Source organism: Frigoribacterium sp. MCBA15_019 (genome assembly GCF_001864945.1).
Taxonomy (GTDB): domain Bacteria; phylum Actinomycetota; class Actinomycetes; order Actinomycetales; family Microbacteriaceae; genus Frigoribacterium.
Window position 1 is genome coordinate 161,498 of record NZ_MJGS01000001.1, and the last position, 13,978, is coordinate 175,475.

The following is a 13,978-nucleotide window of genomic DNA, read 5'->3' on the forward strand; positions in this document are numbered from 1 at the left end:
CAGGCCCGCGGGAGATGCAGCCGGCGGCGCAGGGTCAGGGGGCCGGGGACGAGATGACCGGTTGGACGCCCGTCAGGCCGGCCGACACCTGCCAGAGACGGGCTGCGACCGACTCGTCGCGGGTATGACGTTTGGCGGGCACGTGAGCCGGGGCGCCGGTCAGCTGGAACCATCCGGCCGGACCCCAGTATTCCCCGCCGACGACGTCTTCGCCCACGAGGGCGTGGACGAGGGGCTCTGCTCCGACCTCTTTGCCCTGGGAGAACGTGTGCATCATCGAGGTGAGGACGGCGGGAGGACGGTGGGGTTCGACGACGGGCGGGCGTGGATCGCTGAGGGACTCCCATGAGAACCCGGGGTGGGCGACGACGCTCGAGATCGACGATCCGGCCGCCCGGAGTCGACGATCGAGGTCGAACCCGAAGGTCATGACCGCGAGCTTGGATCGCGCGTAGGCGACGGCCCCCGAATAGCTCGAGACCATCATGGGATCGTCGAGGTCGAGTCGCACCCACCGGTGGCTGATGCTGCCGAGGTGCACGACTCGCGCCCTCCCGGCCGACTCGAGTGCCGGAAGGAGGTGCGAGACCAGCGCGAAGTGGCCGAGGTGGTTGGTGCCGAACTGGAGCTCGAAGCCGTCGGTCGTCGTCTGACGCCGACGGGAACCGACGACGCCTGCGTTGGCCAGCAAGCCGTCGACCGGCCCACCGGCGGCGATGGCGGACGCACCCGAGCGGACCGACGCGAGATCGGCGAGGTCGAGGGCGACGGTGTCGACGTCCGCCCCGGGCACGCGGCTGCGCAGGAGATCGGCGGCCCGGACGGCTCGCTCTGCGTCGCGGGACGCGAGGACGACCTGATGACCGGCCGTGACGAGCCGCTCGGCGGAGTAATAGCCGAGACCCGCGGTCGCACCCGTGACGACGACACGGCGACGTTCACCGGGCATGGCCGGCCGCCTCCATCTGGCGCAGGTCTTTCTTCAGGTCGGCGACCTCGTCGCGGAGCCGACCGGCCAACTCGAACTTGAGCTCGGCCGAGGCCTGCAGCATCTGCTCGTTGAGGTCGGCGATGATGGCTTCGAGACCGTTCGCCGCGCTGGCCGCCTTGCCCTCGCGGCGGAGGTTCGGCGTGGGGGCGCGCTTGCCGCCCTGGCGATCCGCGAGGAGGCGAGCGGTGTCGGCGCCCTCTCGGGCCAGGACCTCGGTGATGTCGGCGATCTTCTTCCGCAACGGCTGGGGATCGATGCCGCGCTCGAGGTTGTAGGCGACCTGCTTCTCGCGACGACGATCGGTCTCTTCGAGTGCTTGTTTCATCGAATCGGTCATCACGTCGGCGTACATGTGCACCTGACCCGACACGTTGCGGGCCGCACGACCGATGGTCTGGATGAGGGACGTCGACGAGCGGAGGAAGCCTTCTTTGTCGGCGTCGAGGATGGCGACGAGCGACACTTCGGGGAGGTCGAGGCCCTCACGGAGCAGGTTGATGCCGACGAGCACGTCGTAGACCCCCTGGCGCAGTTCGGTCAGCAGCTCGACCCGTCGGAGCGTGTCGACGTCGGAGTGCAGGTACCGCACCCGCACGCCGGCCTCGGTGAGGAAGTCGGTGAGTTCTTCGGCCATCTTCTTGGTCAAGGTGGTGACCAGGACACGTTCGTCGATCTCGACCCGAGTGCGGATCTCTTCGAGCAGGTCGTCGATCTGACCCGCGGACGGCTTGACCACGATCTCGGGATCGATGAGCCCGGTGGGTCGGATGATCTGCTCGACCACACTGTCGGTGATCCCCAGCTCGTACTTGCCGGGTGTCGCCGAGAGGTAGACCTTCTGGCCGACCCGGTCGAGGAACTCCTCGAACTTGAGCGGCCTGTTGTCGAGGGCACTCGGCAGCCGGAAGCCGTGGTCGACGAGGGTGCGCTTGCGTGAGGCGTCGCCCTCGTACATGGCACCGATCTGGGGCACGGTGACGTGCGACTCGTCGATCACCACGAGCAGGTCGTCGGGGAAGTAGTCGAGCAGGCAGTGGGGCGCCTCGCCGGGCGATCGACCGTCGATGTGCGCCGAGTAGTTCTCGATGCCGTTGCAGAAACCGATCTGTTCCATCATCTCGAGATCGAAGGTCGTGCGCATGCGCAGACGTTGGGACTCGAGGAGCTTGCCCTGCTTGTCGAGCTCGTCGAGACGGGTGGCGAGTTCGTCCTTGATGGTCCCGATCGCCCGGTGCATGACGTCGGTACCCGCGACGTAGTGGGACCCCGGGAAGACCGACACCGCGTCCATCGTCTTGACGACGTCGCCCGTGAGCGGGTGGAGGGCGTACAGGGCCTCGACCTCGTCGCCGAACATCTCGATGCGGATGGCCAGTTCTTCGTACATGGGGATGATCTCGATGGTGTCGCCCCGCACCCGGAAGTTGCCACGGGAGAAGTCGATGTCGTTGCGCTGGTACTGCATCGAGACGAAGCGACGGATGAGAGTCTCGCGATCGATCCGCATGCCGACCTGGAGGGCGATCATGGCTTCCATGTAGCCCTCGGGAGTGCCGAGACCGTAGATGCAGGACACCGTCGAGACGACGATGACGTCGCGCCGGCTCAGCAGGGAGTTCGTCGTCGAGTGTCGCAGGCGCTCGACCTCGGCGTTGACCGAGCTGTCCTTCTCGATGAAGGTGTCGGTCTGCGGGACGTAGGCCTCGGGCTGGTAGTAGTCGTAGTACGACACGAAGTACTCGACGGCGTTGTTCGGGAAGAGCGACCGGAACTCGTTCGCCAACTGGGCCGCGAGCGTCTTGTTGTGGGCCAGGACGAGCGTGGGTCGCTGCACCTGTTCGACGAGCCAGGCCGTGGTCGCCGACTTGCCCGTTCCGGTGGCACCCAGCAAGACGACGTCGGTCTCACCCGCGTTGATGCGCCCCGCCAGCTCGGCGATGGCAGCCGGCTGGTCGCCGCTGGGTTCGAACTCACTGATGACTTCGAACGGGCGGACGCTGCGGGTCGGTTCCATGGATTCCAGTTTACGAGGGACCACCGACACTCGCGTCCGGGGAGGCTGCCTGCTTCGCCGCTGACAGCGAACGCAGCCGGTCGTAGAGGTCGTCGGCCTGCTCCAGCGTGTGCTCGAGCGACCCGGACGAGTCGACGACGACGTCCGCGACGGCGAGCCGCGTCCGGTCGTCCGCCTGCGCGTCCACGCGGCGCCGCGCCTCCTCGTCGCTCATCCCCCGCAGCTCGACGAGCCTCCGCAGGCGCACCTCACGCGGTGCGTGCACGACGACGACCACGTCGAAGCCGGCGGTCCCCCGCGACTCGACGAGGAGCGGCACGTCGTAGACCACGACGCGTTCCGGGTCGTCGGCGACGGCGTCGGCCATGCGCCGGGCCGAGAGAGCGTGCACGGCCGGGTGCGTGATCCCTTCGAGATCACGGCGAGCGTCAGGATCGGCGAAGACGACGGCCCCGAGGGCGGCCCGGTCGAGGGAGCCGTCGGGCTGCAGCACGTCGGACCCGAAGCGGGAGACCACGTCCGCGAGTCCCGCCGATCCGGGTTCGACCACCTCTCGAGCGAGGGCGTCGGCGTCGACGTGCGCCGCCCCCCGTTCGGCGAGTCGACGGGCCACGACCGATTTGCCGGCGGCGATGCCACCGGTCAATCCACAGACGAACACGACGTCGAGACTACGCCGGGAACGCCGGAAGGCGGCTCCCCCGAGGGGGAACCGCCTTCTGGTCGAGACCGGAGGGACTCAGTTGTTGTTCGACAGCTTCTCGCGCAGAGCGGCGAGCGACTCGTCGTCGGCGAGGGTGCCGGCGCCCGAGGCGGACTCGGCCGAGAACGACGAACCCGTGGGAGCGTCGAACGTCGTCTCTTCGACGAGCGAGGCAGCGACCTGCTTCTTGTGGGCTTCCCAGCGCGCCTGGGCGGCAGCGTAGTCCTGCTCCCACTTCTCGCGCTGCGAGTCGAAGCCCTCGCGCCATTCGTTCGTCTCGGGGTCGAAGCCCTCGGGGTACTTGTAGTTGCCCTGGTCGTCGTACTCGGTGAGCATGCCGTAGAGCGCCGGGTCGAACTCGGTGCCCTCGGGGTCGACGCCCTCGTTGGCCTGCTTGAGGCTCAGCGAGATGCGACGGCGGTCGAGGTCGATGTCGATGACCTTGACGAACACCTCGTCGCCGACGGCGACGACCTGCTCGGCCAGCTCGACGTGCTTCGCCGACAGCTCGGAGATGTGCACGAGACCCTCGATGCCGTCGGCCACGCGGACGAACGCACCGAAGGGGACGAGCTTGGTGACCTTGCCCGGAGCGACCTGACCGATCGCGTGCGTGCGGGCGAACACCTGCCACGGGTCTTCCTGGGTGGCCTTGAGTGAGAGCGACACGCGCTCACGGTCGAGGTCGACCTCGAGGATCTCGACGGTGACCTCCTGGCCCACCTCGACGACCTCGCTGGCGTGCTCGATGTGCTTCCAGCTGAGCTCGGAGACGTGCACCAGACCGTCGACGCCGCCCAGGTCGACGAACGCACCGAAGTTGACGATCGACGAGACGACGCCCTTGCGGACCTGGCCCTTGTGGAGGTTGTTGAGGAAGGTGGTGCGGCTCTCGGACTGCGTCTGCTCGAGCAGGGCACGGCGCGACAGGACCACGTTGTTGCGGTTCTTGTCGAGCTCGAGGATCTTGGCCTCGATCTCTTGGCCCAGGTAGGGCGTGAGGTCGCGGACGCGGCGCAGCTCGATGAGCGAGGCGGGGAGGAAGCCACGGAGGCCGATGTCGACGATGAGGCCACCCTTGACGACCTCGATGACCGTACCGGTGACGACGCCGTCGGCGTCCTTGATCTTCTCCACGTCGCCCCAGGCACGCTCGTACTGAGCGCGCTTCTTGGACAGGATCAGACGGCCTTCTTTGTCTTCCTTCTGGAGGACGAGGGCTTCGACCGTGTCGCCGACCTCGACGACCTCGGTGGGGTCGACGTCGTGCTTGATCGAGAGTTCGCGCGAGGGGATGACACCCTCGGTCTTGTAGCCGACGTCGAGGAGGACCTCGTCGCGGTCGATCTTCACGACGGTGCCTTCGATGAGGTCGCCGTCGTTGAAGAACTTCAGGGTCTTCTCGACCGCGGCCAGGAAGTCATCAGCGGATCCGATGTCGTTGATGGCGACCTGCTTGGGTGCCTTGGTCGTTACGGTTGTCATGTAGTTAGTGCTCCAGTACGGGCATGAATCGGGCCGTGTTCGCCCCTCGAACGGTGTTCGGGAGGATGTGTCGAACGCGGCGTGCGGAAAGATCGACGCAGATAGCGCGCGATCATCTTAGCGCGGTGCCGTCGGTGCGGGCAACGGCGTGTCGGCAGCCGGAACGGCTCAGTGCAACAGGGCTCGCCGGAGCGTGTCGAGCCCGACTCCGCCCAGCCGAAGGGCGTCGCGGTGGAAGGACTTGACGTCGAACGCGTCGCCGTCCCGCCGGGCACGTTCGGCGCGGAGGTCCTCCCAGATGCGTTGACCGACCTTGTACGACGGCGCCTGTCCCGGCCAGCCGAGGTACCTGTCGACCTCGAAGCGCACGAACTCGGTGTCCATGTTGACGTTCTCCGACATGAAAGCGAAGGCGTTCGTCGCGTCCCAGGACCCGCCGCCGGGGAACGGCTTGCCGAGGTGGACGCCGATGTCGAGGACGACGCGCGCCGCGCGCATGCGCTGACCGTCGAGCATGCCCAACCGGTCGCCAGGGTCGCCGAGCCAGCCGAGCTCGTCCATCAGTCGCTCCGCGTAGAGGGCCCACCCCTCGGCGTGCCCCGAGGTCCCCGCCAGCTGTCGGCGCCAGGTGTTCAGCGTGGCCCGGTTGTGGACGGCCTGGCCGAGTTGCAGGTGGTGGCCGGGGACGCCCTCGTGGAAGACCGTCGTCGTCTCACGCCAGGTGCCGAAGCGGGTGACGCCCTCGGGCACCGACCACCACATGCGACCGGGTCGCGAGAAGTCGTCACTGGGGCTCGTGTAGTAGATGCCGCCGTCCTTCGTCGGCGCGATGCGGCACTCCAGCCGGCGGACGGGCTCGGGGATGTCGAACTGGTCGCGCCCCAACTCGGCGACGGCCCGGTCGCTCAGCTCCTGCATCCAGGCGCGGAGGGCGTCGGTGCCCACGAGCTGGCGTGCGGGGTCGGCATCGAGCAGCTCGATGGCCCGGGAGACCGACGCTCCGGGGTCGATCTGACGTGCGACGGCCTCTTGTTCGGTCGTCATCCGGGCGAGCTCGTCGATCCCCCATTCGTAGGTCTCGTCGAGGTCGACCGTCGCTCCGAGGAACCGTCGCGAGTGCAGGGCGTAGGCGTCGCGTCCGACGGCGTCCACGGTGGTGGCGGCGGGGAGCAGCTCGTCGAGCAGGAAGCGTCGCAGGTCGACGTAGGCCTCCGCGGCGGACGAGGCGCCCGACGTGAGGTCCCGAGCCAGCGCCGCGCCGGGTTCGCTGCCGTCGCCGAGCCGGGCTCCGCCGACGAACTCGGTGAAGAAGCCGTCGGCGGCACCGATGCGGGCGCACTGCTCGGCCACCTTCTCGACCTGGCGGCGGGCGGGGGTCACTCCCCCGGCGATGCCGGCACGCAACGTCTCGACGTACTGGTCGACGGCGGTCCGAACCCGACCCAGGCGGGACGCGACGTCGACCCAGTCCCCCTCGGAGTCGGTCGGCATCAGGTCGAACACCTCGCGGATGCCCTGTGCCGGCGACGCGATGACGTTCAGGTCGCGCAGTTCGAGTCGCTGCTCGGCGTACTCGAGGTCGAGCTGGAGCTCGCTCGTCAGGTCGTCCCGGGTGACGCGGTCGACATCGTCCACGGGGGCGGTGCTCCGCAGTTCGGCGAGAGCGGCCCGGACGGCCTCGATGCGGCGTGCGTGACCCTCGGGCGAGTAATCGCCGTACTCGCCGGTGCGGCCCTCACGGCCGATCCAGGTCGCGGTGGTCGGGTCGAGTTCGCACAGAGTGTCCACCCAGCGTTCGGCGACCCCGTCGACGGGGGTCGGTGTGCGCGGGGTCGGCGTCGTCGCGGGATCGGTCATGGCGACGAGCCTAGTGACGCAGGAGGCGCGGTGCCGGAGGGCCCGCACCGCGCCTCCTCGGGTGCCACGACGAACGGGGCGCCCACCGACTCTCGTCGGTGGGCGCCCCGTCCTGGTGCCGCTGTCTACTCTTTGTCGAGATCGGTCGCGAGGAGCGCGACGAGCTCGTCGAGGGCGGCCTCGGCGTTATCGCCCTCGGTCGCGACGACGACCTCTTCACCGTGGCCGATGCCCAGCGAGAGCACGCCGAGGATGCTGGCGGCGTTGACGCTCTTGCCGGCCGCGGAGGTCAGCGTGACCTTGGCGCCGGTCTTGCCGGCGGCCTGGCTGAACAACGAGGCGGGACGGGCGTGCAGCCCGACGCTCGAGGCGATGGTGACGGAACGTTCTGGCATGTCTTCTCCTCAGAAGGGGGGTGGGGGTCAGTCGTCGTCGTCGGTCGACGCGAGCAGCTCGTAGACCTCGGCGGTCGTGGTCGACCCGCGCAGGGCGGCGGCCTTGTCGGGGTCCATCAGGATGCTGGCGAGCTGGCTGAGGATCGCGATGTGGCCGTTGCCCTTGGCGGCGATTCCGACCGTGACCGAGACCTCGTTGCCGTCCCAGTCGACCGGGGTCGGGAACCGCAGGACGACGAGGGCGTCCTCTTTGACCGAGTCCTTGCCGGCGAGGGTGCCGTGCGGGATCGCCACACCCTCGCCGACGTAGGTGGACACCGAGTTCTCACGCTCGAACATCGCCTCGACGTACGTCTCGTCGATCGCGCCCGCGTCGATGAGGGCCTGACCCGTCTTGCGGATGGCCTCGTCGCGCGAGGCGGCGACCTCGTCGAGTCGGATGGACGACTCGGCGAGGAGCGCCGAGAGCTCGGGTGCCTGCTGGTCGGTCATCGTCAGACCTCGACCGTCGAGCCGTCCTGGATCGCCTTGACGACCTTGGCGACGTTGGGGTCTCCCATGAACAGCTGGAACGGCACGACGGGCACGTTCGGCACGACGCCGCGGGCACGCTCGGCCAGGTTGTTCTGGGTGACGACGACGTCGGCGTCCGACGGGATCGACGCGACGGGCGAGTGCTCGACGGTGACACCGCTCTTCTTCAGCTGCTTCTTGAGCGTGGACGCCAGCATGACGCTGCTGCCCATGCCCGCGTCGCACGCGACGATGAGTTTCTTGATGCTGGAACCGTCGAGGGTTGCCATGACCTTCTCCTTGTGTGGTGGTGGTGCTGACTGGTGGTGCGGGCGGGCTAGGCGGTGGGTGCCGCGGTGCCCTTGCTGGTGGCCTTGTTGGCCGCGGTGGCGGCCTGGGCGTCGGCGAGAGCCTGCTCCTGCGCGGCGGCGTCCTCGGCACGGGCCTCGCGGTTCTCCTTGCGGCCGAAGCCCATCAGGAGGGACGAGACGACGAACGAGACGGCCGCCGAGAGCAGGATACCCAGGTAGATCGGGAGAAGGTCCCCGCGGGCGGCGACGAGCGTGTAGGCGATGATGCTGCCGGGCGACGCGGGACCGACGAGGCCGACGTTGAAGAGCGCGAAGGTCGCGATGCCGGTCGCACCACCGAGGACGGCGGCGACGAGCAGGATCGGCTTCATGAGCACGTACGGGAAGTAGATCTCGTGGATGCCGCCGAAGAAGTGGACGATGATCGCGGCCGGGGCCGACGGGCGGATGGCGCGCGGACCGAAGAAGAGGTACGCGAGGAGGATGCCGAGGCCCGGGCCGGGGTTCGACTCGAGCATGAAGAGGATCGACTTGCCGGCCTCTTGCACCTGCGTGCCACCGAGCGGCGTCAGGATGCCCTGGTTGATGGCGTTGTTGAGGAACAGCACCTTGGCGGGCTCGATGATGATCGACGCGAGGGGCAGCAGGCCGCGGTCGACGAGGAACCCGACGGCGCCGCCGAAGACGTTCGTGATCGCTGTGGTGACCGGGGCCAGGCCGAAGAAGGCCAGGACGCCCATGGCGCCACCGATGATGCCGAGCGAGAAGTTGTTGACGAGCATCTCGAAGCCGGACTTGATGCGGCCGTCGACGAGCTTGTCGAACTGCTTCAGGACCCAGGCGGCGAGCGGGCCGACGATCATCGCGCCGAGGAACTGAGGCACGTCGGTCGCGACGATGACGCCCATGACGGCGACGGCACCGATGACGGCACCGCGCTGACCGTGGACCATGCGACCACCCGTGTAGGCGATCAGGATCGGCAGGAGGTACTTGATGATCGGGCCGACGAGACCGGGCCACGGCGTGCCGTCGGACATCTCGCCGAAGCCGCCGAGCTGGGGAACCGGCGTCCAACCGGTCTGGATGAAGAGGGCCGTGATGAGGCCCCAGGCGATGAAGGCGCCGATGTTCGGCATGATCATGCCGGCCAGGAAGCCGCCGAAGCGCTGGACGCGCGCTCGGGCTCCCGTACCGGTGACGGTGGGGGTGAATTCGGACATGGTGAGGACTTCTCCTTGTTGCTCTCAGCGACGAGAGGGGTGTGAGGTGGTGGAGGTGGTGTGAGGTGCTGTGGTGCGTCGGGGTGGTACGAGGGTGGCCGGTCGGACTCGCGTCATGCGATCACGACCCGGGGGCCGGCCTGCTCGACGTCGTCGGCCAGCTCGGCGTCCACGCCGGAGTCGGTGATGACGGTGTCGACGTCGGTGAGTGGCGCGACCTTGGCGAAGTCCTCGCGACCGAACTTGGTGTGGTCGGCGAGGACGACGGTGCGTCGTGACGCGGCGATGAGTGCGCGCTTGACCCGCGCCTCCGCCAGATCGGGGGTGCTGATGCCGCGCTCGACCGACACGCCGTTCGTGCCGATGAACGCGACGTCGGCGAAGACGTCCGCGATCTGGGCCCGCGTCCAATCCCCCACCGCCGAGTACGTGCGGGTGCGGATGAGCCCACCGAGCAGGTGCAGCGTGACGTTCGGTCGGCTGATCAGGATGGTGGCGACGGCGAGGGAATGCGTGACCACGGTCAGCTCGCGGTCGAGGGGCAGCAGTTCGGCGAGACGGATGGTCGAGGTGCCGGCGTCGACGATGATCGAGCCGCCGTCGGGCAGTTCGTCGAGGGCTGCCCGAGCGATGCGCTCCTTCTCGGAGGCGGCGGTTCCCTCGCGGTCGACCACGGGGGGCTCGATGCCGAGCCGCTCCATGGCGATGGCGCCCCCGTGCACGCGGCGCAGCACGCCCCGGCGCTCGAGAGCCGTCAAGTCACGGCGCACGGTCTCGGGCGCGACGGAGAGCTCTCGTGCGAGACCGGCGACCTCGACCCGGCCCCGGGACAGGGCGGTGTCGAGGATCTGCTGGTGACGCTCCGGTGCGTACATGGGAGACCTCGTCGTCGGACTGCACGGTCGCCTCGAGGGCTGACCGGTGGTGCGGAAGTGCGGAAAGAGTTCAACTGCTGTTGATCTGCGCTTATATAAGTCCGTTTGTGTGGCCCGGTCAAGTCTGTGCCGCGTGTCGTGTCCGTTTGTGCCCGAGTCGAGGGCGTTTCGCTGCCCGATGGGCAGTCGATTGCCCGAGGAGCGGGCATCGGGTGCCCGAGCGGGGCCGCCCGGGCCGGGGATCGGGGACGAGGGGACGCGAAGGACGAGGAAGGGAGGGCTTCGAACCGAAGGGCGACCCGCCCCGACGGCGACGCTCCGCCGCCGAGCGCGGGCCCTGGATGGGGCGCCTGTGCGGGGATGCGGAGTCGCCGGCTCAGTGGGCGGCTGCGTCCCAGCTCTCGCCGAGGCCGACGCTGACGTCGAGCGGCACGCGCAGGTCTGCAGCGCCGCTCATGCGACGGCGGACGATCTCGCGCACGTCGTCGACCTCGCCCGGTGCGACCTCGACGATGAGTTCGTCGTGCACTTGGAGCAGCACGCGCGAGCTCATCTCTCGCTCGTCGAGTTCGGATCGGACACCGAGCATCGCGATCTTCATGATGTCGGCCGCCGATCCCTGGATCGGCGCGTTCAACGCGGCTCGCTCGGCGTTCTCGCGCAGGACGCGGTTCGGGGACTTGAGGTCGGCGAAGGGGCGGCGACGTCCGTAGATGGTCTCGGTGTAACCGTCTTCGCGTGCCTGCTCGACGACGTTGCGCAGGTACTCGCGTACGGCACCGAACCGGGCGAAGTAGTCGGTCATGAGCTGACGTGCCTCGGCCGTCTCGATGCGCAACTGCTTCGACAGGCCGAAGGCGCTGAGCCCGTAGGCGAGGCCGTAGGACATGGCCTTGACCTTCGTGCGCATGGCAGGCGTGACGTCGGCGGGTTCCACCCCGAAGATGCGGGCGCCGACGAACCGGTGCAGGTCTTCGCCTTCGTTGAATGCCTGGATCAGCCCCTCGTCACCCGAGAGGTGCGCCATGATGCGCATCTCGATCTGCGAGTAGTCGGCCGTGAGGAGCGTCTCGTAGTCGGGGCCGTGCACGAAGGCCGCGCGGATCTCGCGACCGACGGCGGCCTTGACGGGGATGTTCTGGAGGTTGGGGTCGACGGACGAGATGCGCCCGGTCGTCGTGCCCGTCTGGTCGTAGGTCGTGTGGATGCGGGCGTCCTCGGCGATCGACTTCTCGAGGGTCTCGATGATCTGGCGCAGCTTCGTCGCGTCGCGGTGCTTCAACAGCAGGTCGAGGAAGGGATGCGGGTGCTTTTCTTGCAGATCGGCCAGGGAGGCGGCGTCGGTCGAGTAGCCCGTCTTGGTCGCCCGGGTCTTGGGCATCTCGAGCTGCTCGAACAGCACCTCTTGGAGCTGCTTGGGCGAGCCGAGGTTGACCTCTCGTCCGATCTCGCCGAAGGCGGCCGACTCCAACTCGCCGGCCTGTTCGCCCAACCGCAGCGAGAGCGCCTTGAGCGTTTCGCGGTCGGCGGCGACGCCGGTGAGCTCCATGTCGCCGAGCACCGGGACGAGCGGCAGCTCGATCTCGGTGAGCACCCGTCGAGAGCCTTCGTCGAGGGCTGCCACCAGCGACGCGGACAGTCGGAGGACGTACCAGGCCTCGGAGGCCACGTTGACGTCGTCGTCGTCGGACACGAGTTGGTTGGGGTCGCCGACGGGCAGGGTCTCGCCCAGCTGTTCGTAGACGAGGTCGGAGAGCGTGAAGGAGGTGCGGCCCGGGCGCAGCAGCCAGGCGGCGACCCGGGGGTCGCCGACGATGCCCGTCAGAGTGAGGCCGGCGCGGGACAGCGCCTTGTAGGCCCGCTTGGCGTCGTGGACCACCTTGGGCGTGGCGTCGTCGAGCCAGGCCTCGAGGGCCACGTAGTCACCGCGTCCCGCAGCCCAGGGCACGTACGCCGACTCGTCGAGGGACGAGATGCCGAGCCCGACGATGCCGTCCGCGCCGTACTCGACCGTCAGGCCGACGGGCTTCTCGGGATCGGACGCGTGTTTCTTCAGCCAGAAGGCGAGTTCTTCGTCGATGAGGGTCCGGACGACGGGGAGGCCCTCGGGCGCCGCCGTCACGGCCGCCTCGCCCGAGTTCGCGGCAGACGAGTCGGTCGATTCCGACAGGGCAAGGACGCGGTCGAGCAGCGTGCGGAACTGCAGCTTGTCGAACAGCTCACGGACGGCGGCCTCGTCGATGCCCCGGCGTTCGAGGTCGCCGGGCCCCACCGGGAGCTCGACGTCGGTGACGAGCCGGTTCAGTCGGCGGTTGCGGACGGCGTTCTCTTTCTGCTCGCGCAGCTTCTGCCCGACGACGCCCTTGATCTCGTCCGCTCGCGCGATGATCTCGTCGAGACCGCCGTAGAGGTTGATCCACTTGACGGCGGTCTTCTCCCCCACCTTGTCGATGCCGATGAGGTTGTCGCTCGTCTCGCCGACCAGCGCGGCGACCTCGGGGTACTGGTGGGGCTCGATGCCGTAACGCTCGAAGACCTTGTCGCGGTCGTACCGTGTGAGCTCGCTGACACCTCGGGCCGAGGGGTAGAGGAGGGTGACGTCGTCGTTGACCATCTGGATGGCGTCGCGGTCGCCGGAGACCACCAGGACCCGGTAGCCGTCGTCGCGACCGCGGGTGGCGAGGGTCGCGAGGATGTCGTCGGCCTCGAAGTCCTCTTTCGTGATGGTCGTGATGCCCATGGCGTGCAGCGCCTCTTGCAGGAGCGGGATCTGACCGACGAACTCGGGAGGGGTCTCGGACCGGGTGCCCTTGTACTCGGGGTACTCACGGGTGCGGAAGGAGAATCGGGAGATGTCGAACGCGACGGCCAGATGTGTCGGCTTCTCGGCCTTGAGCAGGCTGAGCAGCATCGAGATGAAGCCGTGGATGGCGTTGGTGTGCTGGCCCTCGCGGTTCACGAAACTGTCGACCGGCAGGGCGTAGAAGGCCCGGAAAGCGAGGGAATGGCCGTCGATGACCAGGAGGGTAGGCTTCGTGTCGTCCGTCACCACGTCAGCCTAGCGGGCACCCCCGACACCGTCGCCGGGCGCCTCGGACCCATCACCCGGAGAACCATGAGCAGTCCGACCGCCGTCCCGAACGACGCCGAGAGGACCGTCTCGTCCGACGCGTCCCTGAGCGACGCCGCCGTCGAGCTGTTCCGCCGTCGGGGTGTCGGCGCGCTGGCCGAGAAGATGGGCATCGTCATCGACGAGATGAGCGCCGAGCGGGCCGTGGGCCGGATGCCCGTGGAGGGAAACACGCAGCCGGTCGGCATCCTGCACGGTGGCGCGCACGTCGTCCTGGCCGAGACCCTCGGATCGGTCGCGGCGAACGTGCACGCCGGAGCCGGCCGGGTGGCCATGGGCATCGAACTCAACGCCAGTCACAGTCGGTCGGCCGCGACCGGCTGGGTGACGGGCACCTGCACGGCCCTGCACCTCGGCTCCACCCTGACCACGCACCAGGTCGTCATGACCGACGACCGCGGCCGCCTCCTGTCGACGGTCCGCATCACGAACTTCCTCACGGACGCCCGAGACTAGGTCGCCGACGAGAGAAGGCCCGCCC

General features: G+C 68.5%; 12 protein-coding genes. 1 reads left to right on the plus strand and 11 read right to left on the minus strand.

Going from position 1 to position 13,978, the window contains the following annotated elements:
• Positions 1-34: 34 nt before the first annotated feature.
• From BIV04_RS00765 to polA, 11 genes are all read right to left on the minus strand, one after another.
• Positions 35-949, minus strand: a complete 915-nt coding sequence (locus BIV04_RS00765) for an SDR family NAD(P)-dependent oxidoreductase (RefSeq protein ID WP_071253364.1) — start codon at positions 947-949, stop codon at positions 35-37.
• Positions 939-3,005 (minus strand): excinuclease ABC subunit UvrB, encoded by a 2,067-nt coding sequence (uvrB, locus tag BIV04_RS00770; RefSeq protein ID WP_043592809.1) that lies wholly within the window; start codon positions 3,003-3,005, stop codon positions 939-941. Before uvrB ends, BIV04_RS00765 begins: the two co-directional genes overlap by 11 nt.
• A gap of 10 nt (positions 3,006-3,015) precedes the next feature.
• On the minus strand, positions 3,016-3,666 hold the full coding sequence (coaE, locus tag BIV04_RS00775; protein ID WP_071253366.1) for a dephospho-CoA kinase: 651 nt from the start codon (positions 3,664-3,666) through the stop codon (positions 3,016-3,018).
• Positions 3,667-3,744: 78 nt separating this feature from the next.
• Positions 3,745-5,193 carry a 30S ribosomal protein S1 gene (rpsA, locus tag BIV04_RS00780; RefSeq protein ID WP_043592805.1) on the minus strand — a complete coding sequence of 483 codons (1,449 nt, stop codon included), beginning with the start codon at positions 5,191-5,193 and terminating at the stop codon, positions 3,745-3,747.
• 168 nt (positions 5,194-5,361) lie between these two features.
• On the minus strand, positions 5,362-7,050 hold the full coding sequence (locus BIV04_RS00785; RefSeq protein WP_071253367.1) for a DUF885 domain-containing protein: 1,689 nt from the start codon (positions 7,048-7,050) through the stop codon (positions 5,362-5,364).
• A gap of 125 nt (positions 7,051-7,175) precedes the next feature.
• Positions 7,176-7,445, minus strand: coding sequence for an HPr family phosphocarrier protein (locus BIV04_RS00790; protein WP_043592801.1), 270 nt, complete (start codon positions 7,443-7,445; stop codon positions 7,176-7,178).
• Between the two features lie 27 nt (positions 7,446-7,472).
• Entirely contained in the window at positions 7,473-7,937 is a 465-nt protein-coding gene (locus tag BIV04_RS17335; RefSeq protein ID WP_071253369.1) for a PTS sugar transporter subunit IIA, read from the minus strand.
• A 2-nt stretch (positions 7,938-7,939) separates the two neighbouring features.
• Positions 7,940-8,248: a PTS lactose transporter subunit IIB gene (locus BIV04_RS17340; protein ID WP_054146078.1), complete on the minus strand. Its 309-nt coding sequence runs from the start codon at positions 8,246-8,248 to the stop codon at positions 7,940-7,942.
• 47 nt (positions 8,249-8,295) lie between these two features.
• Positions 8,296-9,492, minus strand: coding sequence for a PTS mannitol transporter subunit IICB (locus BIV04_RS17345; protein ID WP_054146077.1), 1,197 nt, complete (start codon positions 9,490-9,492; stop codon positions 8,296-8,298).
• Between the two features lie 113 nt (positions 9,493-9,605).
• The gene (locus tag BIV04_RS00810; protein WP_054146076.1) at positions 9,606-10,367 is read right to left on the minus strand and encodes a DeoR/GlpR family DNA-binding transcription regulator; all 762 of its coding nucleotides are present in this window, start codon (positions 10,365-10,367) and stop codon (positions 9,606-9,608) included.
• A gap of 376 nt (positions 10,368-10,743) precedes the next feature.
• Positions 10,744-13,416, minus strand: coding sequence for a DNA polymerase I (gene polA, locus BIV04_RS00815; RefSeq protein ID WP_071254582.1), 2,673 nt, complete (start codon positions 13,414-13,416; stop codon positions 10,744-10,746).
• Between the two features lie 186 nt (positions 13,417-13,602).
• On the opposite strand from polA, the gene BIV04_RS00820 reads away from it, so the two are divergent.
• On the plus strand, positions 13,603-13,953 hold the full coding sequence (locus BIV04_RS00820) for a PaaI family thioesterase (RefSeq protein WP_235472223.1): 351 nt from the start codon (positions 13,603-13,605) through the stop codon (positions 13,951-13,953).
• The last annotated feature ends 25 nt before the right edge of the window (positions 13,954-13,978 follow it).

Coding starts and splice junctions, on each gene's coding strand:
- BIV04_RS00790 (WP_043592801.1), bottom strand. CDS start 7,445: ATGCCAGAACGTTCCGTCACCATCGCCTCGAGCGTCGGGCTGCACGCC.
- BIV04_RS17335 (WP_071253369.1), bottom strand. CDS start 7,937: ATGACCGACCAGCAGGCACCCGAGCTCTCGGCGCTCCTCGCCGAGTCG.
- BIV04_RS17340 (WP_054146078.1), bottom strand. CDS start 8,248: ATGGCAACCCTCGACGGTTCCAGCATCAAGAAACTCATCGTCGCGTGC.
- rpsA (WP_043592805.1), bottom strand. CDS start 5,193: ATGACAACCGTAACGACCAAGGCACCCAAGCAGGTCGCCATCAACGAC.
- BIV04_RS00765 (WP_071253364.1), bottom strand. CDS start 949: ATGCCCGGTGAACGTCGCCGTGTCGTCGTCACGGGTGCGACCGCGGGT.
- BIV04_RS17345 (WP_054146077.1), bottom strand. CDS start 9,492: ATGTCCGAATTCACCCCCACCGTCACCGGTACGGGAGCCCGAGCGCGC.
- uvrB (WP_043592809.1), bottom strand. CDS start 3,005: ATGGAACCGACCCGCAGCGTCCGCCCGTTCGAAGTCATCAGTGAGTTC.
- BIV04_RS00820 (WP_235472223.1), top strand. CDS start 13,603: ATGGGCATCGTCATCGACGAGATGAGCGCCGAGCGGGCCGTGGGCCGG.
- BIV04_RS00785 (WP_071253367.1), bottom strand. CDS start 7,050: ATGACCGATCCCGCGACGACGCCGACCCCGCGCACACCGACCCCCGTC.
- BIV04_RS00810 (WP_054146076.1), bottom strand. CDS start 10,367: ATGTACGCACCGGAGCGTCACCAGCAGATCCTCGACACCGCCCTGTCC.